Origin of the sequence: Pedobacter suwonensis, assembly GCF_007833675.1 — a bacterium.
GTDB lineage: Bacteria > Bacteroidota > Bacteroidia > Sphingobacteriales > Sphingobacteriaceae > Pedobacter > Pedobacter suwonensis.
This window is the reverse complement of sequence record NZ_CP031708.1, coordinates 2,726,123-2,750,893: the sequence shown is the minus strand read 5'-3', so window position 1 is coordinate 2,750,893 and position 24,771 is coordinate 2,726,123. Positions and strand designations below refer to the sequence as shown.

At 42.4% G+C, this 24,771-nt stretch carries 18 protein-coding genes and 4 tRNA genes; 6 read left to right on the top strand and 16 right to left on the bottom strand.

The window, feature by feature from the left end; translation table 11 throughout:
* Positions 1 to 218: 218 nt before the first annotated feature.
* The 8 genes from DV942_RS11175 to DV942_RS11140 all read right to left on the bottom strand — a co-directional run bounded on the left by DV942_RS11175 (position 219) and on the right by DV942_RS11140 (position 12,191).
* Complete coding sequence (locus tag DV942_RS11175) at positions 219 to 2,483, bottom strand: DUF4838 domain-containing protein (protein ID WP_145857528.1); 2,265 nt, start codon at positions 2,481 to 2,483, stop codon at positions 219 to 221.
* Positions 2,480 to 4,879 (bottom strand): NAD-dependent epimerase/dehydratase family protein, encoded by a 2,400-nt coding sequence (locus tag DV942_RS11170; protein WP_145857526.1) that lies wholly within the window; start codon positions 4,877 to 4,879, stop codon positions 2,480 to 2,482. Before DV942_RS11170 ends, DV942_RS11175 begins: the two co-directional genes overlap by 4 nt.
* Before the next feature lie 15 nt (positions 4,880 to 4,894).
* A complete protein-coding gene (locus DV942_RS11165) occupies positions 4,895 to 7,768 on the bottom strand; it encodes a tetratricopeptide repeat protein (RefSeq protein ID WP_145857524.1) in 2,874 nt (957 codons plus the stop codon).
* A gap of 5 nt (positions 7,769 to 7,773) precedes the next feature.
* The gene (locus tag DV942_RS11160; RefSeq protein WP_222431186.1) at positions 7,774 to 9,225 is read right to left on the bottom strand and encodes a glycosyltransferase family 2 protein; all 1,452 of its coding nucleotides are present in this window, start codon (positions 9,223 to 9,225) and stop codon (positions 7,774 to 7,776) included.
* Positions 9,226 to 9,294: 69 nt separating this feature from the next.
* Positions 9,295 to 10,377 carry a HEAT repeat domain-containing protein gene (locus tag DV942_RS11155; RefSeq protein WP_145857522.1) on the bottom strand — a complete coding sequence of 361 codons (1,083 nt, stop codon included), beginning with the start codon at positions 10,375 to 10,377 and terminating at the stop codon, positions 9,295 to 9,297.
* A gap of 30 nt (positions 10,378 to 10,407) precedes the next feature.
* Positions 10,408 to 10,950: an acetate and sugar kinases/Hsc70/actin family protein gene (locus DV942_RS11150; protein ID WP_145857520.1), complete on the bottom strand. Its 543-nt coding sequence runs from the start codon at positions 10,948 to 10,950 to the stop codon at positions 10,408 to 10,410.
* The gene (locus tag DV942_RS11145; RefSeq protein ID WP_145857518.1) at positions 10,947 to 11,426 is read right to left on the bottom strand and encodes a ParM/StbA family protein; all 480 of its coding nucleotides are present in this window, start codon (positions 11,424 to 11,426) and stop codon (positions 10,947 to 10,949) included. The genes DV942_RS11150 and DV942_RS11145 overlap by 4 nt, the downstream gene beginning before the upstream one ends.
* Positions 11,427 to 11,459: 33 nt before the next feature.
* Positions 11,460 to 12,191 carry a response regulator gene (locus DV942_RS11140; RefSeq protein ID WP_145857516.1) on the bottom strand — a complete coding sequence of 244 codons (732 nt, stop codon included), beginning with the start codon at positions 12,189 to 12,191 and terminating at the stop codon, positions 11,460 to 11,462.
* Between the two features lie 1,166 nt (positions 12,192 to 13,357).
* On the opposite strand from DV942_RS11140, the gene DV942_RS11135 reads away from it, so the two are divergent.
* Positions 13,358 to 14,599 carry a phage integrase SAM-like domain-containing protein gene (locus tag DV942_RS11135; RefSeq protein ID WP_145857514.1) on the top strand — a complete coding sequence of 414 codons (1,242 nt, stop codon included), beginning with the start codon at positions 13,358 to 13,360 and terminating at the stop codon, positions 14,597 to 14,599.
* A 630-nt stretch (positions 14,600 to 15,229) separates the two neighbouring features.
* Here DV942_RS11135 and DV942_RS11125 read toward each other — a convergent pair.
* A complete protein-coding gene (locus DV942_RS11125) occupies positions 15,230 to 16,141 on the bottom strand; it encodes a helix-turn-helix domain-containing protein (protein WP_186462471.1) in 912 nt (303 codons plus the stop codon).
* 266 nt (positions 16,142 to 16,407) lie between these two features.
* On the opposite strand from DV942_RS11125, the gene DV942_RS11120 reads away from it, so the two are divergent.
* The gene (locus DV942_RS11120) at positions 16,408 to 17,442 is read left to right on the top strand and encodes a hypothetical protein (protein WP_145857510.1); all 1,035 of its coding nucleotides are present in this window, start codon (positions 16,408 to 16,410) and stop codon (positions 17,440 to 17,442) included.
* A 243-nt stretch (positions 17,443 to 17,685) separates the two neighbouring features.
* Here the strand turns inward: DV942_RS11120 and DV942_RS11115 are convergent.
* The 4 genes from DV942_RS11115 to DV942_RS11100 all read right to left on the bottom strand — a co-directional run bounded on the left by DV942_RS11115 (position 17,686) and on the right by DV942_RS11100 (position 18,205).
* Positions 17,686 to 17,757, bottom strand: a tRNA-Glu gene (locus DV942_RS11115).
* A 68-nt stretch (positions 17,758 to 17,825) separates the two neighbouring features.
* Positions 17,826 to 17,901 (bottom strand) — tRNA-Met (locus DV942_RS11110).
* Positions 17,902 to 17,990: 89 nt separating this feature from the next.
* Positions 17,991 to 18,062, bottom strand: a tRNA-Glu gene (locus DV942_RS11105).
* A gap of 67 nt (positions 18,063 to 18,129) precedes the next feature.
* Positions 18,130 to 18,205, bottom strand: a tRNA-Met gene (locus tag DV942_RS11100).
* A gap of 112 nt (positions 18,206 to 18,317) precedes the next feature.
* Between DV942_RS11100 and era the strand changes: the two genes are divergently transcribed.
* The 4 genes from era (at position 18,318) to DV942_RS11080 (ending at position 21,981) form a co-directional block, all read left to right on the top strand.
* Entirely contained in the window at positions 18,318 to 19,214 is an 897-nt protein-coding gene (gene era, locus DV942_RS11095) for a GTPase Era (protein WP_145857508.1), read from the top strand.
* 16 nt (positions 19,215 to 19,230) lie between these two features.
* On the top strand, positions 19,231 to 19,737 hold the full coding sequence (locus DV942_RS11090; RefSeq protein WP_145857507.1) for a TlpA family protein disulfide reductase: 507 nt from the start codon (positions 19,231 to 19,233) through the stop codon (positions 19,735 to 19,737).
* 154 nt (positions 19,738 to 19,891) lie between these two features.
* Positions 19,892 to 21,193, top strand: coding sequence for a ribosome biogenesis GTPase Der (gene der / locus DV942_RS11085; protein WP_090984664.1), 1,302 nt, complete (start codon positions 19,892 to 19,894; stop codon positions 21,191 to 21,193).
* Between the two features lie 278 nt (positions 21,194 to 21,471).
* Complete coding sequence (locus DV942_RS11080) at positions 21,472 to 21,981, top strand: GNAT family N-acetyltransferase (protein WP_145857505.1); 510 nt, start codon at positions 21,472 to 21,474, stop codon at positions 21,979 to 21,981.
* A 302-nt stretch (positions 21,982 to 22,283) separates the two neighbouring features.
* Here the strand turns inward: DV942_RS11080 and DV942_RS11075 are convergent, their stop codons facing one another.
* The 3 genes from DV942_RS11075 to DV942_RS11065 form a co-directional block, all read right to left on the bottom strand.
* Positions 22,284 to 22,790: a GNAT family N-acetyltransferase gene (locus DV942_RS11075; protein ID WP_145857503.1), complete on the bottom strand. Its 507-nt coding sequence runs from the start codon at positions 22,788 to 22,790 to the stop codon at positions 22,284 to 22,286.
* A gap of 114 nt (positions 22,791 to 22,904) precedes the next feature.
* Positions 22,905 to 23,501 carry a short chain dehydrogenase gene (locus DV942_RS11070; protein WP_145857501.1) on the bottom strand — a complete coding sequence of 199 codons (597 nt, stop codon included), beginning with the start codon at positions 23,499 to 23,501 and terminating at the stop codon, positions 22,905 to 22,907.
* A gap of 59 nt (positions 23,502 to 23,560) precedes the next feature.
* Entirely contained in the window at positions 23,561 to 24,694 is a 1,134-nt protein-coding gene (locus tag DV942_RS11065; protein WP_145857499.1) for a histidine decarboxylase, read from the bottom strand.
* Positions 24,695 to 24,771: the final 77 nt, after the last annotated feature.

The following is a 24,771-nucleotide window of genomic DNA, read 5'->3' as shown; positions in this document are numbered from 1 at the left end:
GTGCAAATATATTTAATTAAAATAAGTCTAAATAAATTTTGCGGAATAATATTTCCGTCATTAACCTGATACAGGCATGCTTAAAAGGAGCTGAGGTTTGGTTAAGAAAAAGAAAATGCAAAATTTTTATTCTGCTGACCAAAAATATAGTGGTTTTAGATGATTATGGCTTTTCGATTTTGATGCTGCTATTTGAAATGACAGACGGCCTAATATTTTTATTCAAGGCTTAGTTCATCGATAGCCATCAGTGGCTTCCTGTGCCGCGAACCGTTAAACCATTCTGGCAATTCTGCCGGAAACCATATTGCCACCCGCAGATAGCGTAGCAACTGCTTAGACTTTAACGTGCAATCCACAGTTTGCACCCTAGCTTTCATGTCAGAAGGAACATTGTTATCTAAACGATGGCTTCCTATTGGAAAATAATTGTTGCCATCAATCGATCCTTCGACGGAAATCTTCTCTGGAAGAAAGAGATAATGTGAGGGATCAAACAAAAAGTCAGTTTGTATACTGGCTGGTAGGATATCACGTCCAATCGGAATGTCAATCTTCACCATGCCACCAGCAAACAGTAGCCAGTTATAGCTGTAATCGGTGCCACCTGATATGCCATCTGTGAGTGTAGCCGAGCCATTGGCCGGATAGTCTTCAATGAACGGATTAGAAAATGAAGCTTTCGCACCTAGTATTAATGAAGGCCGGTAAGGATTGTCCAAAATAGCTGTCCAGCTTGCAAGGTAGTCTGGCAAAGGGCCGCCAGTTTCCGATAAGGTGATCGCACCAGCTTTTTGCGCATCGCTGACAAAACTTTTTACTCGAACATTCCAGCCCGGTTTTACCCTCCAGGTTCCTTCTCGTAATTTTTCCAGGTAACCACCGGCTTGAATGCCATAAGCCTTGGCCTGCTCTAATTCTACATACTCTAAGCCAAGGCTTAAAGTCTTTATTTTATGTTCCAGTTCGGGAGAACCAGCAACGGCATCCGCGGCCTCTTTTAGAGCCTGCCGATAACTGCTGATTTTGTCAAGAGCAAGATAGTCTGAACGGTGTGCGAAAGGCTGATCATAAATACCAAGCCGTGCTTGCGTCTCGTTCCGTGCCGAAATCAATTGTCCGATATAATTTTTTATTGAATGGGCAGCAGTGCCATAATATCCTTTAAAAAAATCATCTTGTACCTCATCCAATTTAAGGGAAGGATCCCATAAGGCTTTGGCTTGGATATAACTTGCATAAGCAGACATGTCTCCTAGTGTTTCGCCACTTCCCTGCTCGAAAATACCTTTGATTCCATGAGTTTGAAAATACCGGATGTTAGCCACATAATGATCATACATCGGGAATGGACTTAGATAGGCGGAGAAATCCGTTGTGTAATCCCATAAAAGCAGGTTGGGCGTGAGCTTTGACCATTCGGACAGTTGCCTGCGAAATGAAACAGCGTCCGGATTGGTAGCCACAGGCAAGTGACGGGTGGAGTTGATCGTACTCAACATCACATAGACATTCTTTCCTGGTCGGGTATGTTTGGTTGCTTCCGCAGAGTAACCGTATGCCAGTGTTGTAAACAACTGGTCTGGAAAATACGCGGCAACAGCATTTACGAAACGGATGAGCGACCCCTGTGGCCCGCCTTCTTCTGCATCAACCCTTGCACATTTTTCACAAGTGCAGTATCCCGCACCGTCCATCGGCGCAATGGACCAGTAGATTGCGTCGGGGTTGGCAGCTGTTGCCCTTTCAAAATAAGCGATAGCCTGGCGAAGCACATCTGGATTGCTCAGGCAAAGCTGGCTGGGTTGGCGGTGCCCGTTAACCCATGAGAAGTATTCGGGATGCTCCCGGAAATTACGTTCTGGAGGTATAATCTTAAAAAAAGAATGACCCCAAAGTCCCCAAAGATCCTCAAAGCGGTGCAAATGGTGCCAATCCAGGTATTCTGGATCTGCTGAGGATGGATAATAAGATTCCCGGTAAAGCAGTACAGGCTCATAACGCATATGCAATCCAGCCGGTAGGCCGAGATCCCGGCTGTGGGGAATAAGAGCTGGTCCTTGGTCATACTTTCTTGCGCCAAACTGTTTTTCAATCAGTTCATATACGCCATATAAAAGACCTTTGCCCGAGCCTCCATATAGGTAAATGTTACCACCACGTACATCGATCTCATAGCCTTCAGCTTTCAGTGGTTCAATAAATTGGCCTACACGGGTAGCGGCAGAGCCAACATAGATCAGGTGCGCAATATTTTGGGAAGGCACTGTTTGAATAGGCAGGGTTGCCCCTGTAATCCGCCGGACATATTCCTGCAAAATAGAAGCCGACTTCTTTTCTAAAGGTGACGCTTGCTCAGGAAGGATGATTTCCGATACTGGCTTTTGATCTGTTACAAGTTTTATATCGTTACCCTGACAAGATTGCACCAGCAGTAGTATCACCATTTGTAGCCCGGTAAATGCTATTCGAATAAGGCTCATACCGCTTGATCTTTAGTTAAAGAAATAGCTTCTGCTAATACCGTCTCAATACTGACAAACTTTTCTACTTCCTGTATAAAGCGGAAGAGGCGCTCGCGCGTTTCATAATAGGGTAAGCCGATACGCAGTATATGAATGGTCTCTCCATTTTCCTTTTGCCGTTCTTTGATGCACTTTACATGTATGTCCAACCCGTGAAGATGTATGTAAAGAGGGTATGGGTCATAATCCGTGAAGGCCAGCGCCAGACATGGCGTAGGGAATCCATTTAAATAATAATGGGCGATTCCGGCAGTATTAAGCCTTAAAGACAACTCTTTCCGAAGGAAATCTGCCAGTTCACAGCTACGCTCCAAAGCGGTATCTATGCCGATTTGCCTATAGCGATCAAGGCTTTGATGCAGTTGCCAATAAAGTTTAAAATCCTGTCCGCCTGGCAAGCTGAAGCCGTGGGTTTCTACGTCAGGTAAAAGCTGCTGGCCATTCCAGAACAGTGCGCCAATCCATTCAGCAAAAGCATGCTTTATCCAGGTAAGCCCCCCGCCATAAGGCCCAAAAAGCCATTTGTGTGTACTGCCGGTAATCAGGTCTGCAGTTCCGAACGGGATTTGGTGGATACCTAGTGACTGTGCAACATCCAGGATAAGCCAAGCGTCTGGCGCGGCTTCTTTTAAGAGCCGCAGGGTATTATTGTTATGTACAACATCACCGGTGTCATAATAGGTATGCGACAGGAAGATGATATCCGGTTGTAGGAGGGACAATTTTTCTTCTAACATACCACGCGAAACCAGTACTTCGTCTGGTAGATAATAAACAATAAATTCTGACAATTGCTCGAACGGGCCAATCCCGCCCTGATGCTCGTGTTTGCTGGTCACTACCCTGAATGGTCCTTTTTTGGTGGTCAACAGCTTGCGAAGCATCGCCAGTGCAAGGAGGTTCATGGTTTGCGAGGTACTGTAGGTAACTGTGAACCGGTAGCCGGGAGAAGGCCATAGGTGATTGCATTCCTGTTTGATATATCGGAAGGCTTCGCGTGTCTTTGCGTAAAGCGCCAATGGATTTCCATTTTGTCCGGTTCCTATGTCTGCTGTAAGATCCACGGTGCCCAGGCAGCCAGGGTTTAAGTTAAGTTGTGCCTGTCCGAAGTGTTTTTTACGTATCTTGTTCCAAAATCGCTCCCACATCCTATCCGCTGAATTTTCTGCTGGGCTTTTACAGCTCCCTTCCCAAAAAACGAAAGGCAGGAAATGACGATCAGTAATCTGTTCTTTATAGGGATATACCAGCTGCAAGGTTTCCAGGATCACCTCACGAAAATCACTATGAAAAAGCGGGTGATTGTGAAGAGAACTTTCGACTTCATAACCTGCTTTGAAATCGGTGTTTTCCTTGCGCAGGTCATCCAGGTGTACAACACTTGTTTTCAACCCAGCCTTACGGGCAACACCGATGATATCGGCAGCCAGTTCGTTAATGGAATAATGTGTCTCGGTTACATGATTGATCACCCGGTGTTCCCCGGCAGCTGGCGGTTCGGCAGCAAACCTTGCAAGTGAGCCAACCGCATCACGTAAGGCCATCAGTCCGGTACGCTGATGGCCGTTCCCATAAATCGTCAGCGGATTACCGCTTACCGCCTGAATAACAAAACGGTTAGCTACCGTACCGAAAACAGTATCGTAATCAAACCGGGTATACAGCTCTGGGTTAAACGCCATCTCTTCTGTTAATAAACCAAATACCGTAGACTGCATCACTTCGGTTATGCGAAGGTTCCAGATCCGGCAGGCCATCGCTGTATAATTCGAATCGTTGATCTTGGAAATATGGTAAATATCGTTGGCCTCACGCGGATAAGGCAGATCGGTATAAGCAGAAGCTCCTTTATAGGATGGCCGGAAATATCCTTCCGCAATAGGAATGCCACCTTTAGCATATTCGCCAAAAGAGCCCAGTTTGATAATGTGCGCCTTCGGAACATGTTGCCGTACTGCCCATAACAGGCGCATATTGCCCTCCTCGTTGTTCCGTAATGTGTGCAAGGCCTCACCCAAACCCATCATGGAATAGGAGGCCGAACACTGTTGCGCCAAATGATATATGGTATGCGGTTGTTCCCGGATAATCAAGTCTTCCAGCATTGTCGAACATATATCGAACAATTGATAGTGAATATTGTAGATGCCATAATGGCGCTGGAAAGCAGCGATCCTTTCAGCAGGTCTTGGGATGTGGGAAAGTGAATCAAATCCCAGTTCCCTTACGGCCTCTCGGCGCCATTGGTTATCAACAATGACAATCTTTTCGTCCGGGTGCTGTAGCGCCAGTTTCATGGCCAAAGGCCATCCCAGATAACCGTCGCCTCCTAAGATCAATAACGTTTTTTTCATGGTTTCACTTTTTTGCTAAAACTTGACCAGCATGAACATTTGCAGGTCGTATTGGTTATTGAATGCTGCATCGGTGATTTTTTGGTTGATATAAGTCATTGCAAGGCCTATGGAAGTCCGATAGCGGAATGTACGACGGTAAGAAGCTCCGATGCTCCGGTTCAGGATGCCATGTAAGTCGGGAAACAGGACCAGGCGGCTCATATCGTCCGGCGAGGTTCCAAGGCCGAAATTTGCCTGCAACAGATCCTGCCCGCTAAGCTCATACCGGGTACCTGCATTGAACGCAAAATATTGGCTGTTTTGCTGCCTGATGCCGAACGCCCTGGCATTAACCGCAAAAGGGCCAAACGATTTTCCTACACCAGCTACAAGTGAGCCCACGTTAAACCCTCCGATGTGAAAGTAACGCCCACCTAATTCACCTTCCAGTCCATTACTGAAAGTCTTGAAAAGAGAATAAGCAATTCTATATTTAGGAAACAGGACGTTATTGGATAGTGCGACTCCGGCGTTCCAATGGAATGTCTTGTTTACCTTGTACGAAATATCTCCAGCTGCCATCACGCCCGTACCTTGCTGGCGGCCAATAAAGACCAGCTGTGTACCATAATTGATCTTATCTAACCCACTGCGGTCATAAGAAAGCGTAACGATATTGTAAGCTGGCGGTGTGTTTGCGCCATCAATTGAGGTAAATGAACTGTTTAGGAGTGTCAAACCGAATGCGTTATGTAGCGTTCTACTCCGCAGAAGATCGGCATAGTCCCTGTTCTTATCATTCGTATATCGCTTGGCCAGTGTATCTGCATAAGCTGCAGCCTCGGTATATCGTTTCAAACTATCCAGGATGATTGTTTTCCGTAGCAAAAAAGGTTCAGCATACTCGAAACTCCGGAGAGCCGAATTTGTACAGTACAGCGCCTGTTCAAAGCTGCCCTGTCCGATTAGGAGATTCGTTTTTTGTAAAAGGGCAGTAGAGTCTGCCGGTTTGATAGCCATTACGTGGTCGATGCTCGACAGGGCGCTGTCTGGTTGCTTTTTTTTCTGATAATCCAGACTTGCGGAATACCAGGCGTCTGTTGTCATTTTTTTGTATTTAGGATTAAAGGGATATTGTGAGAAAAGCGCTGCCGACAGTTGTGCCGAGGCGGCGTATTGATGGTCATTATATAGGATGGATGCTTTTTTTTGCAGAAATTCCCGGTCATTAGGGTATTGGGCCAAAGCCATTTGGACGATGTCCAATGCTTTACTATAATGCTTTTGCAGATCGAGTATATTGGAGAGATAGTTCAGTACATCTTTATTGCCTGGATCTACTTTCAGCAGTGTGCGCAATTGTGACTCTGCCTCGGTATAGTTTTCCGACTGGATGAACGCATTAGCCAGGGCTAACTTTTGTTCAAGGTACAAACTCTTTATTTTTGAGTTTTGGGGATATCGCCTGAAAAGCTGCTCGCTGAGTTTAGAAGCTTCATGGATCCGACCTACCTGCGCCACATAACCTGCTTTTTCCATTTGCAAATCTATGTTATCGGGATAAAGCCCACTTGCCCGGTCAAGTTCCCGTATAGCGTGGTCAGACCTGTTACCCATGATCAATCCGTTCACACGGCCTTTTATAGCCGCCAGATTCCCTGCTTCTAGTGAGAGCGCTCTGTCGAAATACATTACTGCGCTGTCGGCAAGCTTTTCCTGTAAATAGTAATTGCCGCAGGCGTTGACCATTTGCAGAATCTCTGGACGGGAAACTTTATCGGCAACGTTATAAAGCCTGACTGCAATATCCGCAGCCATCTGGTAACGGTGAAGCTGGTAGGCCAGGCCCATTTTTTGTCGGAGTAATTTTACGTTTGTAGGTTTGCGCTGTAAAGCACGGTCTATCCGGTAGAATGCCTGGTTCAAATCTCCCATAGCAGTTGCCATACCGCTTACTTTTTGCAGGGCCTCTTCGTCGTTAGGATTTTGATCCAGTATGGATTGATACAATGTATAGACGTCCGTATTCTGGTAGTAACCTGCCGCCTGCTTACGCAGAGAATTGTTTAGCGCAAGAGCTTTTTTATCATGGGGATAATAACGTAAGATCGTGCGCAGCACATCAAGCGCTTCAGCGTACCGGCTGGCTTCCTGGAGCAGGCCAAGTTTATAGTACAGGGCAGTATAGGATTTTCCATTACTGTTTAAAGCCCCGTTCGCTTTGGCGATTTTGGCGTTGATGTCCCCACCCTGCGCCACTAACTTATTTATTTTATCGCTCAGGTCTTTATTGGTAGGAGCCAGTTCAAGTGCTTTTTCATAATAAGTCATAGCTAGGTTGTCCATGTGGTTGCGAACATACCAGTCGGCCTTCGCCTCATAGTGGCCAACTATCGACCGCCGTATATTACTGTCTGTCGGAAACCGCTGTAACATTCTCTGTGACCAGGCATCGCCATCCTGAAAACGTTGCAACCGATCAAGGATATTAATCTTTTTAATCACGAAATCTTTTTGACTTGGAAAATAATTAAGCGCCAGATCGACATAGCGCAGGGCTTCAGCAGGACGTTTGATAGAAAGATAAGAGCCAATAATATAATAATAAATGTCTTCATATTTCGGAGATTTATCAATCACTAGTAGAGCAACCCTGATGGATTGTTCATAGCGCTTATCTGCCATATAGAGCCGGGCAAGCTGTACCTGAGCGTCGATATGGTCAGGGTTGAGCCTTACAGCTTCTTCCAGTAATGGTATTGCTTGGGCTGTTCGCGAACCTTTTATTTCGGTAAGGGCTTGCTTGTAGCGCTTTTCGGCCCGAATGGAACTCCAGGTCTGTGCACTGGCCACGTTCCAGGTCTGAACAAAAATATAAATGAGGATAAAGGGTAAGATATACTTCATGATGTCTATGTGCTTGATGATGTACCTTTGGTATTGGAAGATGAGAATCCTTTGCGCTGCATGTTGCCCCACACCAGTTTTTGCCGGAACATAGATTGGACATAGCCTTTCAGACTGAAAAAAACAATTAGAGGATGATAAATAAAAGGTTCAGCAAATGCGGTCAGGCAAAGCCCAATTACCTCGCTGGTCTTCCGGTAATGCCGTTCGGTCAATTGATCCCATAACACGGCAATGGAGCTGATCATCACCGAGAACATGTATAGGAAGCAAAGAAGTGTAAGTGTATTTACCCAATTGATTGCACCGATGACGATCAGGTAGATATAAAAGATAAATCCCGTCAGTTCTAAGATCGGCGCGAGAAATTCGAATAGGAAATTGTAGGGAAATACTACCATTCCAAGTCGCTTGAACTTCGTATTAAACAATACGTGCCAATGCAGGCGCATGATTTGTACCAGCCCGCGTGCCCAGCGTACACGCTGCCTGCTGAACACTTTCAGGTTCTGCGGTCCTTCGGTCCAGCATAGCGATACGGGGATATAACGGATAGCGTATCGCTTATTGTTCTGGATCATATAAACACTCATGCGCGTTACCATATCGATATCTTCCGCGAATGAACGTGGATCATATCCACCGACCTTAACGGCGATATGCTTATCAAAAAGACCAAGGCCACCGGACACATTGGGGACACAATTAAGCGCGCTCCAAGCCATTTTTGAAAGTAGGTATGCCCTTATATATTCGAGTTCCTGGAAACGGGGCAGTATTTTGTTGGGCGGACGAAACCGGGTAATGACGCCATTGTCTACATCGGAAGAATTGATCATACGAAGCGGTGCCCCCACGGCAATTACCCGGCGCTGGTTATCCTCCACGTGTATATAACCGGTATCAGGTATGACCTGGATATCATCAAGCTGATTTCTACTTTTCTCATCCAGGATTGGCCGCATCAGACGCGATAGTGTATCCTCATGAAGGATACAATCAACATCTGTACAAAGGAAATAATCATATTTGGAGGCATTGATACCGGCATTGGATGCATCTGCCTTGCCCTTGCCGTTCTCTTTATCAATGACGAGTAGTTTCTCATAGGCCTTGTCACTTGATCTGAAAAACCGCTTAACAGGTAGGGTCTTGATCCGTTCATGATAAGGGAGATCAACATCTTTTAGCGCAAAGTGTTCGATCAGTTTATCCAGGGTATCATCCGTGCTACCGTCATTGATAATGATCACCTCGTAAAGCGGGTAATTCAGGTGCATCAGAGCATATACATTATCGATAATTGTCAGCCCTTCGTTGTAAGCTGGTGCAATAACGGAAATACCGGGAGATAAGGGGCTGGATATCATGTTTTGAGTATAATGTCCCATATTTTTCCAGAAGTAAAGCCGGATATGTTTATAGGAAAGGATAGCCATTGCGACATAAATAACCATCGTCAGACTGCTGTAGAAAAAAATGAACCACTGGAAAATATCTATAATTTTTTGCATCTGCTTAACTGGTTATTGTTCTTGTAAATAATAGTTCAATATGCGCTGCTTGCGTTCTTGGAGCTGTGGTACTGTCCAATTTAGCTGCCCCCCGCGCATCAGACGGGCTAGTATGCCTGCCACATTATTTTCGATCTCAAAGTCGTAAGTGACGAGAAATTGTTCTTTTAGGAACTGGATTGCCCCCGGCGTACGGAAGATGCCCAGGGCGAATAGTATTTCGCATTGACAGTCAATAGGTTGGTTAGGATACATTTTGATCAAATGATCCTGTGTATGCAATGCCCGCAAGTGACCCAGCGCATTGATTGCATGAGAGCGCAGGGCATGATCATTCACATTCAGCAAGCCTTCGATACTGTCTATGGCCTCTGTGCTTTGTTCGTGCGCGGCCAGCTTCATGCAACAAATAACTACCGTCTTATTCCGGGAATAGCGGATCCAGTTGGCAAAGTTGGATTTGACGGTATCTTTCGATTGGTCGAGAATGCGGAAAAAGCCGACAAGTTCCCAAATACTTAGCGGGTCGCGGATCTCGTCGAAAAAGCGGAACGGCTCATTTTTACTGAAACGCATAAATGCGCTTCTCGCTGCTGAACGCAGTTCAGATACATCGCTGAGGTTGAACCGTAAAATATCAATGTCTGAGATCGCATAGTCCATTAGGGTCAGCTCGTGCAACCCTTGCACATTGACCTGCCAGCGTCTGGATTTGATCTTCTGAAGGGAATCCTGATTGAGTTCCAATAGTACATAAACCCGGTGTAGAATAAACGCATTCGCTCCAGCTACATGCCAGCGGAGGTGGATTAGTGTGTCGATCATTAACTGCCGGTCAGTTTTGTCCATCAGTGCCAGTTCGTCCAGGATTTTCCGGTCGATCAACGGCTCGGAAACAGCCTCTGACAAATCTTCTTTGATAAATTGCGGCAGAATTTTGTCAACGATAAGTTGGTTGAGCTGAGCCTGTCTTTTGCGGTTTCTGGCCTCTTTATGACGTTTAGTCGCGATGACCGTATACGACACAAACGTACCCAGCAGAGATAATGCAATAATACATTGGATAATGGTGATAAAAATAGTTTCGGCGCTCATAGCATATCAATAGTGATAGAAAGATATTCGTTATGATTCTTGGAGTATCGCCACCCGTGTCTGAATGTTTCCCATGTCTATGCCGACCGGGGTTTTTGTGCTGCCTGCTGTAAAACGAAGTGAGTTTAGCAGGTAACCCTGTACTGCCAGCGTTTCCGGTTCATCAACGGTATGGATATCTGCAATTTCTCCGAACTCCTGGTTGATACATTCCAAAAGATCATGATAGTTTACACCTCCGCCACACAGAAATATCTGGTTGGTTTTCTTCAGGTTTTTATCACTGATGATCAGGCGAAGTGAAGGAGAAACGATTTCTGTGTAATAAGCCTGAATGGCTCTTTTCCGATAAGCGGATAAGTCGGTCTTCCTGCGGTTGATGTATAGGTAGCCATCACGAAATGCATCATCCAGTTGCTGAACACTCTGAAAGGCCAGATCATGCTCCTGCTGAAGCTCTTCCCGTAGGATATTTACGGCATAATGCAGACCTTGAATGCTGGTCATCGCATGTTCAACAACGCCTTCATCCGTACTTAAACCAGTTTCCAGCGTGCCGAAACCTAGGCTCAATGCAAAAAAGCACCATTTATGCCAGGCGTACCTTTACGCAGCGCAATCATACAGCTAACAATCTCAGGCAATACCTCTACCTGGTCGACTATAACATTAAGCGGCTGCGATGTTTCACCACCATAAACGCCAGGATCCCATACAATCTGATAGCCGCTGGTCAGCAGGTCCCTGGCCTGATCTTTATACAAACGGTAAATACTGTTAGGGAAGCCGATAGTAGTGACCATTTGCTTTGACTGCTGTTCTGCTGCGATAAGTAGGGCAGCCTGAAAAAGTACACGGTATTCGGTCGCCTCAGGGGATATATTCAGTGGCCTTCTGGGGTTTGCGCCTTCATTTAGGGCCAGATTGCCGCAGATATACCAAGATTGGTCTAAGCGGATCTTTAAACCATTTAGCAGCGAACCTGCGGTATTGGTCAATGAGGCATTAGTAATTTGTAAAAGGCTGGAAAAAGAAAACGTATTATACATATGAGAATAATTTTTTAATGTGTAAGCTGATTTTTACCACCATCGCTTATCAGGCATATAGGAAGGTGGTTTCTGTGACGGTTGCGGTGCTGTTTCCAATGATATTTTTTTGGGACCTGACTGCTCTATAAGCGTAACTTCGCTAGCAAGTTCTTGGTCTGGTCCGGTCAGCGGCCAATGATCCTGTTTTAAGTCGACTTCTGTACCATAAGGCTCAACAATCAAAGGTTCAACTATGATACCACCTTTGTTTTTCAGAATTTTGGCAGAATCAGTACAGAAAGTATTACTCTCAAATATTGAGGCCAATAGTTGTGTTGCTGGAGAAGATAGTTCATAGGAATTATCACAACCTGTATTTTCTCCCGGTTGAAGTATCGTCTTGATCCGATCCATAAGCTTTCCCACCACTAATGGCTTTTTAAAATAATTCTCCCGAATCAAGTCGAGTCCTTCCCGTATATGGAGGAAGCTCATACTGGAAGTGATAATAACTGTACAGCTTGGAGCCTCCTGACGTATCCGGTTTACGATCTCATAACCATTGGCGAAATGCATATGCATCTCCGTAATCACAACATCATAGGAATATTGCTTTTGTTCTAAAAACAGAAATGCTTCTTTACCGTCGGCGGCGGAATCAAGGTGAAAAAATTCAGCGGAAAAGGTTTTTTTAAATATCTTTCGCATGAGCATATCACTGTCTACATGCAGAACTGAATAAGGTTGGCTGACTACATTTGTATCTTCGTAGCGTTTTTCCATTGGAAAATTTATAATTAATTAAATAGTTAAATACATGTCCATCCTATCATCATAATGATTTGGTCAGATGATAACATTTGCTGCTTGTAATGCTAAAATCACAGGCTACCGATACACTAAACATTATCTTGCATTCTTTAGGATACTAAATTTTCTAAGACATTGCAGACACTTGTAACGTGCCTTGATAAAAGGAAGGAACAGCTTTACTGCAGTAGGTCTATGTATCCTTTCGCATTCACCAGTTCTTTTACACCTGGGACATTTTAAGTTTTTTTGATATGCATCTTATTTAGAATATGTATTTTGTGATCAAATAGATTAGAATACGGAGCCAAATAAGTGCACTTATCCAAACAGCTCCCCAAACGATTGTTTTTTTTATATCCATGTCTTTATATTATTATAAATTCTAAAGAACCTATTGTAGCCCTAATGCCGGAAATTAAGAACAAATAATTCTGACCATTTTCAAAACTGTTGTTTCCAATTACCTCTGCTCTAATATGTCCATCTGATTTCGGATGTCCTTGAACATTTGTACGGGATGTTCTTTAGCGTGAACTTTACGCACGCCATGTTCGAGCATTCGCCCAATATCTCTCGGATCTTCACTTGCGGTATATCCGAACAAAATGATAGCGTGATAGCATTTCAGAAGCCGCCTGGCGGACTCAATGCATCCATAACGGGCGTATAGAGATCAAGAATACATATGTGGAGCAGGCGCTCCAATTTGCCAGGCCCGTCCAATAGATCTGCACCGTTGAAAGCTGAAAATAACAGGTGAAACCCATCAGCTCTTTCCGCAAAAGTATCGATGAATGAGTGAGGCATCTCACAATAATCTACAAAAGCAAAACTAGTGTGTGCTGAATTGTTAATTGGTCTATGTATCATTTTTGATATTTGTCAACCTAACTGTAGTCTTTCCCAGACTTGTCTTGATAATTTTACAATTGATTACCAGATCGTTCAATTTTAAAAAGTACCATCCGGGACCGTTGTTTTAAATAAATCTTGGAAAAAAAAATAATGATTTGTTTAAAACAGAGTGTTTTAGCTTTTGATTGGTCGAACAAATTTTTATATTTGTCAACCTAACCGTAGTCTGGGAAAGACCAATTTCTTCCATAAATTCGCTGTTTATTAAAGCGATAGATTTTATGGTTACATTCTCATTTAAATTATTTGGCGATTCAGAGTCAAGGACGATTCTATTGGAGCTCCATGGTGAGCAAGGGCAAATTCACGAGTTACGTACGCCACTACGTATAACAAAGGAAATGTGGGATGAGCAGCGGCAAAGGCCTATAAATATTTATTTGAAATCCTGTAAAAGACTTAATATAAGGCTGGATAGGATGCGGATCGCGATTGCGTCCTATCTGGATTCGATAGGATGGAAATTTGAAAAGGTATCTCTAAAGCTGCTTGCCAGCCGAATTCGAAAAAACGTGACGGTCAGAAGTCTGACGTACGACCCGAAAAGTCTCTTAGGAAATATCAATAATTATATATCATCTCGAGCGCATCTAATTTGTACATCAACCCATAAGAGATATATTGTATTTTTTAATCTTTTACAGCGTTTTGAAGGGTATCGTAGGCGGCATTTGATGATTGCCGATGTGAATGCCGAATTTGTAAGGGAGTTTTTGAGTTACTGCAAGGAGGAGGCTTATAATAACAGTACAGCATACCGTACAGTAAATTTTGTAAAAACTGTGCTCAATCATCTGGAAAAACGAGGGATCAGGACTTTTGTATATGAACTCGAACTCCCGAGAGAGCGAAAAAATTCAACTTTTATTACCCTGAGCGAAGACGAACTGGTAAAAATCAAACGGATGGACTTGCCAATTAATTTGCAGGCTGCAAGAGACTGGTTGATTATCAGTTGTTATACCGGCCAGCGCGTTTCGGATTTCATGAAGTTTGATCATACAATGATAGAGAACGTTGCGGGCCAGGAATGTATATCCTTTGTGCAGCAAAAAACACAACGTAATATCTTGTTGCCCCTGCATCCAGCCGTGCTGATCATCAAGTCTCAGAATGAGAGGCATTTTCCTGATAAGATACCATCTAAAAGATACAATGAACAGATCAAAGAGGTTGTCCGGCTGGCCGGTATAAATGGATTGGTTAATATTGGCAAGCGAATAGGATTCAGAGTATTAAGAGTGGCAATCCCAAAATGGAAGGCGGTCACCAGCCACATCGGGCGGCGAAGTTTTGCTTCTAATTTTTACGGCAAAATTCCAACATCATTATTAATGGAAGCCACTGGGCATAGTTCCGAACAGATGTTTCATCGTTATATCAATCATATTGATACCGAACGAATACGCTCTTTGCAGTTGCATTTCGAAGAGGCTTATAGAGATAAATTCCTTAATAAATAAACTGATCTTATTGATTGTTTCGTTTGCTTTTCAAATCCAAATTTTTTACCATTTCTGGCAGCCAAAAGTTCAAATCAATGGAAATATTACGAAATTTTCAATGTGTTAATAAATTGCCACGAGATTAAATGTCTTAACAAAAGAATCACTTAATTCAATGATTAATATTGCAGATCGGTACCGAAAAGCAGGGAATTAAAGCAAAAACGATTTACAATATTTTTCTGCAACAGAATAGAAATTACTGGTTAATGATTAAAGTATATCAGCGGTGCTTTGCTCATAAGTCTTCCGGTATGCAGTTATGTTAAAGCCAGAAATAGCTATGGAACCGCTTGCTAAAAACGGCATCATTGTATATAAAAAAGAAGCGAGAAAAGTCCTGGAATTGCTGTGTTTTTTAGTTAAATTATCTGTATATCAATTGGTTAATGTTGACTAAATAATGTGAACAGCAGCTCTACATATCCGTGTAAGCACAGAAGAACAGGCCGGTAAAGGCTACTCACAACGAGATCAGGAAGAGAGGTTACGAAAGTACTGCGAGATCAATTATATTGAAAACCACAGGATACCATTCCATACCTTCGTAATATTTAATAGTAGAAGTTACATCCAAATTTCAACCTCTTATTTTAGCAAACTAACCGGAGTTTTACCCTTTAATTTTTTTATGGACGCATAAAATGTTGTACGGGAATTAAACCCTGATCGGATTGCGATAGCTTCCATATCGCCCCGCCCATATCGCCTTGACTCCAATAATTTAACCGCTTCTTCAGCCCTCAAATTATTAACGTATGCATAAAAGTTCATACCAAAGCCCTGATTTAAAACTAAGGAAAGCTCGTGCGTGTTTATGCCTACTCTGTCTGCCAGGGTTTGAAGATTAAGGGTGGGATCTAAATAAGGCTTTTGTTGGCCAATAATTAACTCAACGCGATCTTTTAACAGCTCAATTTGCTGTTTTGTAAGTCTTTGAGCCGTTGTAGAGTTCTTAGGGCGATCAATCAATTCATCCACAACCTTCAATATCTTCTCAGGGTACACTTCGCGTTGACGTAACGCTGCCGAAACGAAATACAGACAGACGCCTAAACATATTAATTGTAACAATCCTTCAAATTCGGGCAGATGTCTAAAGGCAAACCATAATCCAGCTATGATTAAGGGTGCATAGACAAAATGACGGAGCCATTTAAGATCTGAAGCCTTATCGGCTAATAACTGGCGAATACGATCTTGATGTTTAGCCAATATTTGCAGGTTTAATAATCCATATACCAAACCCTGTGCAAAAAAGAAATAGCGTACAACAAGCCCTCCCCAAGTTGGCAGCTGTACATGCCCGCCCAGCATCATTAACACTACAAAAATAATGGCTGGCAAAAAGTGAATAAACAATAGCTGAGGCTTCTGCGGGTGATGGACAAATTTAAACACCGAAATATATAAGGAAGGAAATATGGCCCAACGGGGCCACTCGGTTAGTTGAATTAATAAAACGTAAGAATTATCAGTTTGCTCTAATAAAACCTCCATAAAAAGTAAACTCAGCAGGAAAAGAATATACCAAGCCATTTATTAGCTTCCGGATTGGCTTTCGCAGCGCCTGTTAGCAATAAGAAAGACGCTAAAAATAAAGTACCTGCACTGAGTGCGGAAAATAACAATGCGAATGATGGATGCATAATGACGATATCGTTTCTCAGGTAAATATACGTCGCTATACAGCAGGATCGTGCGTTTGGATACAAGCGAACAAACTTCTTACCGTTAACACCTTATTTTGCGATAAAACGAATCACATGAAATTCTTGCAAAAATTATTACTCTGCCTGCTTTCCGCATTTGTTGTGGGGCTTGTTTTTAGACGACTAGCATCCAAATATGCGGCGGACATCATTCCAGTTGATTTTATTTACCTGGCAGCTTACCTGCCTTTATTGATTGCACCGGTTGTGGTATTTATTTGGTACTCCCGCGAACGGAGAGGCTTAGCTAACGCTATTAAAATATGGATTATGCAAATCATTGCATTTTTTCTGGCTTTAGATCTCGCTATGTTTGGCTTACAAAAGCTGCAAAAATTGCAAATGCTCATCCCCTTGGGTATGCTTGATTCGCCTTTCTCCTCTTTCTCGGGTTACAACCTCGTTTGGGCATTTTTTCATTTCTCGTACGGTTTTACATCAATCATCGCTTTACTGCAAATAATTGCGGCCGCTTTGATCCTCTTCAAGCGGACCAGGTTATTGGGCAGCCTTATCGCTTTGCCTATGCTGGTGTTTATTACATTGTTAGACATCTTTTACGCCATGCCACTTGGTGTACTGGCACAAGGTATCGTCTTGTTAGCAGCGGTGATTTACTTCATCGTGGCAGAAGGCGGTCATCTGTTCCCGCTATTGTTTAAATGCTCCGACAACTCCAGCATCCCAGTGAAATGGCTTTGGCCTGCGTTATTTGTTGTAATACCTATACTTTGCGCTTTTCACCTGCAACATCCCAACAGACATCCTGAACTTACGGGTAAATACCGGGTGGAAAACTTGAAAATAGATAACGTTCCCTACAAAGCTAGATTCTCCACAGACAGCATTCTGAGCCATGTTTATCTTGATATTGCAGACGAGGTTGTTTTTAGCTGGAACGATTACCGCAGGATCCGTATCGGCCAATACAAGCTTGGAAAAAACGGCGATATTCATATGCAATGGAGATATCCGGCATCGGGCATCGGCACGTTCAAGGGAATCCTGCGGCCAAATGGAGCTCATCAATTAAAACTTGATGGTAAAATGGATGGTAAGCGATATCAAATGATACTGATGAAAGAATAAAAATATCTTGTATCGTTGTCATCCCTTAATCAAAAACGGTTCTTACCTATATTGTAATGCTTCCAAGTATAAGATCTGCACTTTTGATCAACGGCTAACGATATTCTCGGGTATTGGTTCGTTTAGTTTCCCGTCAAGTCAACTTAACAGGAATCGAACCAAAATTTTTGTTTAAATGCATTTAGGCCGATTAAAATTCTCTGAAAATAAAAATCCCGCTCTACTCATTGTAAAGCGGGATCGTAGCCCGTAGGGGAATCGAACCCCTGTTTCCAGAATGAAAATCTGGCGTCCTCACCCCTAGACGAACGGGCCATTTTCAGTATTTAAATTTCCAATTTTCAATTCGCAGTAAACTGCCAACTGAGAACTACCAACTGAATTGGTAGCGGGGACACGACTCGAACGTGCGACCTTCGGGTTATGAGCCCGACGAGCTACCAACTGCTCCACCCCGCACTCTCATGTATTTTTAAGGGAAATACCAACCTTCAATTTTGCAGTGTTGAAACTGATAAAAAAAACCGCTCAGCTTTGTAGCGGTTTCGTAGCCCGTAGGGGAATCGAACCCCTGTTTCCAGAATGAAAATCTGGCGTCCTCACCCCTAGACGAACGGGCCATTTCAGTATTTAAATTTCCAGTTTCCAATTCGCAGTAAACTGCAAACTGAGAACCACCAACTGAATTGGTAGCGGGGACACGACTCGAACGTGCGACCTTCGGGTTATGAGCCCGACGAGCTACCAACTGCTCCACCCCGCACTTTATACAACTCGCTTTTTTGTGAATTAAATCCTTAACTCTGTTTCCGAATTGGAATGCAAAGATATAATTCGTTTCTTTGTACTGCAAATTTTTTTTAAAAAATATTTTAATGGCGCATAAAGCAGGTTTTGTTAGTATAATAGGTAAACCAAATGTGGGTAAATCTACCCTTATGAATGTGCTTGTGGGCGAGCGACTTAGCATTATTACTCCTAAGGCGCAAACTACAAGGCACCGTATTTTAGGTATCGTAAATGAAGAAGATTATCAGATCGTTTTTTCCGATACGCCCGGCATAATTAAGCCAAAATACAGTTTGCAGGAAAGTATGATGAGCTTTGTTAATGGATCTTTAACCGATGCTGATGTACTTTTATTTGTAACCGACATTAATGAGGTGCATGATGAAGACGATGTTTTGGATAAAATCCTGAATAAAGATATTCCTACGATTGTGTTGATCAATAAGATAGATCAGGCTACGCAAGAACAGGTAGAAGAGAAAATTGCCTACTGGCAGGAAAAGTTAAATCCGGTTGCGGTTTATGCCATATCAGCTTTACATAAACATAATGTAGATGGATTGTTGGATCGCGTACTTGAGATGTTGCCAGAACATCCGCCATATTACGACAAAGAAGATTTAACCGACCGCTCTGAGCGTTTTTTCGTTTCGGAGATGGTCCGCGAAAAAATCTTCATGAATTACCAGAAGGAAATCCCTTACAGTACCGAAGTGATTGTAAAGAGCTTTAAGGAGGAGGAAATGAAAAATGGCAAAGGCACCATGATCAGGATTACTGCAGAGATTGTAGTCGAAAGAGATTCGCAAAAAAACATTTTGATCGGCACTGGCGGAAGCATGTTAAAAAAGGTAGGAACCGAGGCACGTTTAGAAATCGAGAAATTTCTAGATAGCAAGGTGTTCCTGGAAATGTTTGTAAAGGTAATTCCCGACTGGAGAAGTAAAAAGAATTATTTAAAAAGCTTCGGTTACGATAATTAATTCCGATTTTTAGGATATGAAGAGAAATCTAACTTTTGTTCTGCTGTTGATCGGTACAGTGGTTTTTGCCCAGGAATCAAACAATGGTAAAAAGTTGTGGGCCAAATCTATCCTTAACGAAAAGGCACCGGAACTAATTGTTGAAAAATGGATTTCAAAACAGCCTGATACCAAAGGGAAATTTGTGCTGGTTGATTTTTGGGCAACCTGGTGTGGGCCATGCCGGGCATATATCCCTGCGTTAAACGATATCCAGAAGAAATATGAAGATAAAATTGTAATTATTGGTATTTCTGATGAAGCAGCGGAAAAAGTAGAAGCTTTTAATAATCCAAAAATCAACTATTTCGAAGCCATAGATACTAAAGGCACTGTTAAAGATTTGCTTCAGGTTAAAGGTATTCCGCATGCTATCCTTATTGATCCAAAAGGGGTGGTAAGGTGGGAAGGTTTTCCGCTGTTACAAGGAAATGAATTAACGGAAGATGTAATCAAAGCACTTTTGGAAAAGTATAAAAATTAATATTAATAGCGGTTACGAAAAAATAACCGTACCTTTGCAGCCCGAAATAAATCGGTTAGTAGTTGATAGTCAATGGCTGATAGCCAAATTTTTGAGCAGCTTGCTTAAAACACCAGGACCGTTAATTACTGCCATTAACTATCAAAAGAAGACCATGAGTAACATTATAGCCATCGTAGGCAGGCCAAACGTAGGCAAAAGTACCCTTTTTAACAGATTAACCGAAAGCCGTAAAGCCATTGTAGACGATATGAGTGGGGTAACCCGCGATAGGCACTATGGCGTGGGCGAATGGATTGATAAACAATTTACCGTAATTGATACGGGCGGTTATGTAGCCAACTCTGAAGATGTTTATGAAGCTGCCATTCGCGAGCAGGTGATGATTGCCATTGAAGAGGCCACTGTGTTGATCTTTATGGTAGATGTAACCACAGGTATTACCGATCTGGATGATGATATAGCTCAGGTATTGCGCAGAAGTAATAAACCCGTTTTTGTTTGCGCAAATAAAGTAGATAATACGGCTCTATATAACGAAATCCATACTTTCTATGGTTTCGGATTGGGCGAAGTATATCCTTTATCATCTATGACGGGCTCCGGAACAGGAGAGTTATTGGATGAAATTGTTAAAAATTTCGAAGATATTCCTGAAGAAGAAAATCAATTGCCTAAAGTAACCATTGCCGGTCGTCCGAATGTGGGTAAATCTTCTCTCGTTAATGCATTAATTGGTAAAGAAAGGAACATTGTGACTGCAAACGCAGGTACAACCCGCGACTCCATCAAAATCCACTACAATCAATTCGGTCATGAGTTTATGTTGATCGATACAGCCGGATTACGTAAAAAGACCAAGGTGAAAGAAAACCTGGAATTTTATTCGGTAATGCGTACCATTAAAGCTTTGGAAGAAGCTGACGTAGTGGTGTTAATGATTGATGCGGTTGAAGGGATTGAAAGTCAGGATATCAATATCTTCCACCTGGCCGAAAAGAACAAAAAAGGCATTGTGATTCTGGTAAACAAATGGGATTTGATCGAGAAGAATACGCAGACAATGAAAGCTTTTGAAGAGCAGATCCATGAGCGTATTCGTCCGTTTACTGATGTGCCGATCATTTTCACTTCCGTATTAAACAAGCAGCGGATTTTTAAAGCAATAGAGGCAGCTTTAGAGGTTTATAAAAACCGCAGCAAGAAAATTCCTACATCAAAATTAAATGATGTAATGTTGCCGCTGATTGAGAAATTCCCGCCACCGGCCTTGAAAGGAAAACACATTAAAATTAAATACATCACGCAGATTAATGCAACTTCGCCAATGTTTGCCTTTTTCTGTAATCTGCCACAGTATATTAAAGATCCATATAAACGTTTCATCGAGAATAAATTAAGGGAAAACTTCGATTTTTCCGGCGCACCGATCCAGATTTATTTCAGACAGAAATAGGGTTGAAGGTTTAAAGGCGAGATGCCTAACCATATGATTAAAAACACGGCTGCATCCAGAGCGAAGCAGCTGTGTTTTATTTCATTGTCATTCTGAATGATTGTTTTTTTCAGAACATTGGGGCGGAAGCGATATTTATAGAGATTGTCATTACCAACTTGTTTGGAAGCCTAATGCGCTAGCTTTAAGATTCCCACTTTCGTGGGAATGACGGATAATATCTAGGTCTGTGTTTATCCCTCTTATCTGTGGTTAAAAAATACCCTTACCTTTACCACATGCAATTACAAGTACAAAATAGCCGGGCAACAGATGTCGATGTCATTTTCGAATTTTATGATTTGGCTATTGCCCACCAAAAGAAAGTATTTAACAAACACTGGCAAGGCTTCAACATGGATATGGTGCAGACCGAAATTAATGAAAACCGTCAATATAAAATCCTCATAGATGGGGTAGTAGCCTGTGTATTTGCCGTTACATTTAACGATCCTTTAATTTGGGGAGCGCGTGATCATGATGCAATTTATATCCATAGGATTGTAACCCATCCTGATTTTAGGGGTTATGCTTTTGTGAAGGAAATTATAAAATGGGCGAAAGATTATGCGGTAGGGAATAACATTAAATTTATTAGAATGGATACCTGGGCGGATAATAAAAAGCTTCTGGAATATTATACCGATTGTGGGTTTAATTATGTTGGAGTGGTAACCATGGGAAAAACAGATGGATTACCAAAACATTATGAAGGAATCAGTTTAAGTTTATTTGAGATTGTATTGTAATAAGTAATCTTAATATTATAGCTATACCAATAACTCCTTTATCGTTTGATGCGTCCAGGTGTCAATATTTTACTATCGTCCTGGTTTGTAACGAAGATGAAGGAGATACACATTTGTAATGTGGGAATAGGAATGGAAAGTAGATAAAATCGGCATTTTCACGGCCTCCTCTTTGCAAATGAGAATGGTAAACGCGAGCACTATTCGTAATTTTCCGTGTCTCAGTTGTAAATTAATAAAGCTGCAAAAAAACTAAACAACATTTTTGCAGTAGCTAAGACTAATGGCATTGGCCGCGAAGCTCACTTTAATTCGATTTTCCAGCTTAACATATCATCAACTTCACCAATATGGATAAAGTTGTTTTTTTCTAGAATGGTATAAGAGGCCACGTTGTCCTTTGTTGTGGCAGCAAAAATGGATTTTACTTTAGGCTGTTCCCTGGCCCATTCAATTAATCTTCCAATCGCTTCAGTCATAAATCCTCTGCCTCTGAATTCTTCGTCAGTGCCATAACCGATTTCGATTTCGCCGTTTTGGTCGGGTTCACCAACAAAACAGATATCGCCTACCATTCTGTTGTCTGGTTTGGATATAATTGTCCATAAAGTATGGTATAGATAATCCTTGTCTTTATCAAAAAGGTTAGGTAAAATCGTCTGTTCCAAAGCTTCACGGAGCGAAGGAGAAATGTTTTTCCTGGTAGGTAGAAGACCAAATTCTTGTTCTAAAGAATGATCATCTTTAATATATTTTAAGAGCTGATCGTGTGTTAAAGGTTTTAAAATGAGGCGTTCTGTTTCTATCATACTTGTTTTGTTAGTTAGGCTAATATAAACTTTGGGGTTTTAGCCAAGTGGATTTTTACGCTAAGTTTTTATTAAGTCATCACAGCACAGACTTTTCCGAAATGCTTAAGATTACTAATAAACCTTAATCACCTCGCCTGTTATAATACCCAATACACTTTTCTCGTAAGCTTTAATTACTTTTTCCATAGTAACCGGGATCTCTCCGGGGAAAGAATCGAAAAAAGCAGGCGAGTCTTCAACCACATTGGGGCTGACGGCATTTATGCGGATTCCGCTTCCGATTTCGCGGGCAGCTGCCAAAATAAATGCATTGAGGCCACCGTTTATGGTACTCAATACAGAACCGGCTGCAACGGGACGTTCAGACAGTATACCCGAAGTTAATGTAAATGAACCACCTTTATTAATGTAATGCTGGCCAATAAGCACCAGGTTAATCTGTCCCAATAGTTTATCCAGCAAACCGCTTTTAAATACTTCGCCTGTTAATTGATTTACAGGAGCAAAGGGACCTTTCCCGCTTGTACTGATCAGGGCGTCGAAAGGACCGATCAGCTCAAACATATTCTTGATCGATGTTTCATTGTTAATGTCTACCTGAACATCGCCTTTGGTATTCCCCACACGGATGATCTCGTGCTTTTGAGCAAAAGCTTCAGTTACTTTTTTACCCAGCGTACCTGTAGCGCCTACAATGATTATTTTCATTTATCTGTTTAACGTATATACTCATCTTAAACAGCAGGTGTATAGAAATGTTTGTAGTCTCAATCCTGTAAAACCAATTCAGTTTTGAGATCGGCAACCAGAAGGTCAATATGTGATGCTGTTACATTTGGCATGCAGATAATGTGCGAATTTCCCTGCTCGGCGGCAAGCTGCCATTTTTTGCAGATTTTTGCAGATGGGGTAGGGAAGTTTACCGTGATGGCATTGGCATTTCGCCAGGCAGCAATACCCAACGCTTGAAGTTGTTGTTCGGTATAAGCGGCAGTTGCTAAACTATGCATGGCCCTGCTTTTCAAACCGGCTATGCCCAAACGTTTAATGGTGTACCATAAAAACAAGGGGCTATGGCCATTTCTGGATCCGGTAATCGTCGTGTCAACGCTCCCGATATAAGCTACCGAACGGGCAATCCGATCGCGGTTAGATTTTTTGGCCACCACCACGCCACAAGGCATCGGAGAACCCAAAAACTTATGGCCGCTAATGGCGATGCTGTCTGCGCCATCTTCAAAATCGAATGCTGGCCTGGGCTCAATCAGTGCGCTGTAGGTACCAGAAAGCGCCGCATCAGCGTGGATATAATAGTGCTGGATAGCCAGTTTTTTTAAAATGGCTTTGATTTTAGACACATCATCACGTGCTTCAGTCATGGTGGTCCCAATATTGGCCATAATAATAACAGGCAGGTGGCGGTTCATTCTAATGGTGTACTCAAGATCTTCATAGTCGATTTCTCCATTTGCCTGCGTACGGATTACGATATTCGACATATTCAGCAAATGCAGATTCTTCTGCACACTATAATGCGTAGCTTCTGAGTAATAAACCATTGCTTTTGGATGTAGCTCGCGGGCCAGGTATAATCCATATAGATTCCCCTCTGAACCGCCATTGGTTACATAACCCCACCAATTATCAGCGGGTGCACGAAAAAGTTCGGCAAAAAACTGAACCACTTCTTTTTCCAGTTCGCGCGATCCGACACCATAGGTGGAAGTAACAAAAGGATCGCCCAGATTATTCATCGGAAATTTTAAAAAGCCGGAAAGCGCCTGGTAATCAAAATCCTTGGCTACAGGATAGCCTAGAAATAACTCGGTTTGTTCCTTTACCTTCTCTAAAAGATCTTTTAATACTTCCTGGTCTTTTGCTTCTAATCTGCTCGTTTCCATAAATGATATGTTTACCGGCAAAATTAATAAAAACAGAATTTAGTATTAATATTTGATTTAAAATCGGAATATTATGT

Coding starts and splice junctions, on each gene's coding strand:
- DV942_RS11080 (WP_145857505.1), top strand. CDS start 21,472: ATGCAATTACAAGTACAAAATAGCCGGGCAACAGATGTCGATGTCATT.
- DV942_RS11125 (WP_186462471.1), bottom strand. CDS start 16,141: ATGGAGGTTTTATTAGAGCAAACTGATAATTCTTACGTTTTATTAATT.
- era (WP_145857508.1), top strand. CDS start 18,318: ATGGCGCATAAAGCAGGTTTTGTTAGTATAATAGGTAAACCAAATGTG.
- DV942_RS11065 (WP_145857499.1), bottom strand. CDS start 24,694: ATGGAAACGAGCAGATTAGAAGCAAAAGACCAGGAAGTATTAAAAGAT.
- DV942_RS11170 (WP_145857526.1), bottom strand. CDS start 4,879: ATGAAAAAAACGTTATTGATCTTAGGAGGCGACGGTTATCTGGGATGG.
- DV942_RS11090 (WP_145857507.1), top strand. CDS start 19,231: ATGAAGAGAAATCTAACTTTTGTTCTGCTGTTGATCGGTACAGTGGTT.
- DV942_RS11135 (WP_145857514.1), top strand. CDS start 13,358: ATGGTTACATTCTCATTTAAATTATTTGGCGATTCAGAGTCAAGGACG.
- DV942_RS11145 (WP_145857518.1), bottom strand. CDS start 11,426: ATGTATAATACGTTTTCTTTTTCCAGCCTTTTACAAATTACTAATGCC.
- DV942_RS11165 (WP_145857524.1), bottom strand. CDS start 7,768: ATGAAGTATATCTTACCCTTTATCCTCATTTATATTTTTGTTCAGACC.
- DV942_RS11140 (WP_145857516.1), bottom strand. CDS start 12,191: ATGGAAAAACGCTACGAAGATACAAATGTAGTCAGCCAACCTTATTCA.
- der (WP_090984664.1), top strand. CDS start 19,892: ATGAGTAACATTATAGCCATCGTAGGCAGGCCAAACGTAGGCAAAAGT.
- DV942_RS11160 (WP_222431186.1), bottom strand. CDS start 9,225: ATGGTTATTTATGTCGCAATGGCTATCCTTTCCTATAAACATATCCGG.
- DV942_RS11120 (WP_145857510.1), top strand. CDS start 16,408: ATGAAATTCTTGCAAAAATTATTACTCTGCCTGCTTTCCGCATTTGTT.
- DV942_RS11175 (WP_145857528.1), bottom strand. CDS start 2,483: ATGAGCCTTATTCGAATAGCATTTACCGGGCTACAAATGGTGATACTA.
- DV942_RS11070 (WP_145857501.1), bottom strand. CDS start 23,501: ATGAAAATAATCATTGTAGGCGCTACAGGTACGCTGGGTAAAAAAGTA.
- DV942_RS11155 (WP_145857522.1), bottom strand. CDS start 10,377: ATGAGCGCCGAAACTATTTTTATCACCATTATCCAATGTATTATTGCA.
- DV942_RS11075 (WP_145857503.1), bottom strand. CDS start 22,790: ATGATAGAAACAGAACGCCTCATTTTAAAACCTTTAACACACGATCAG.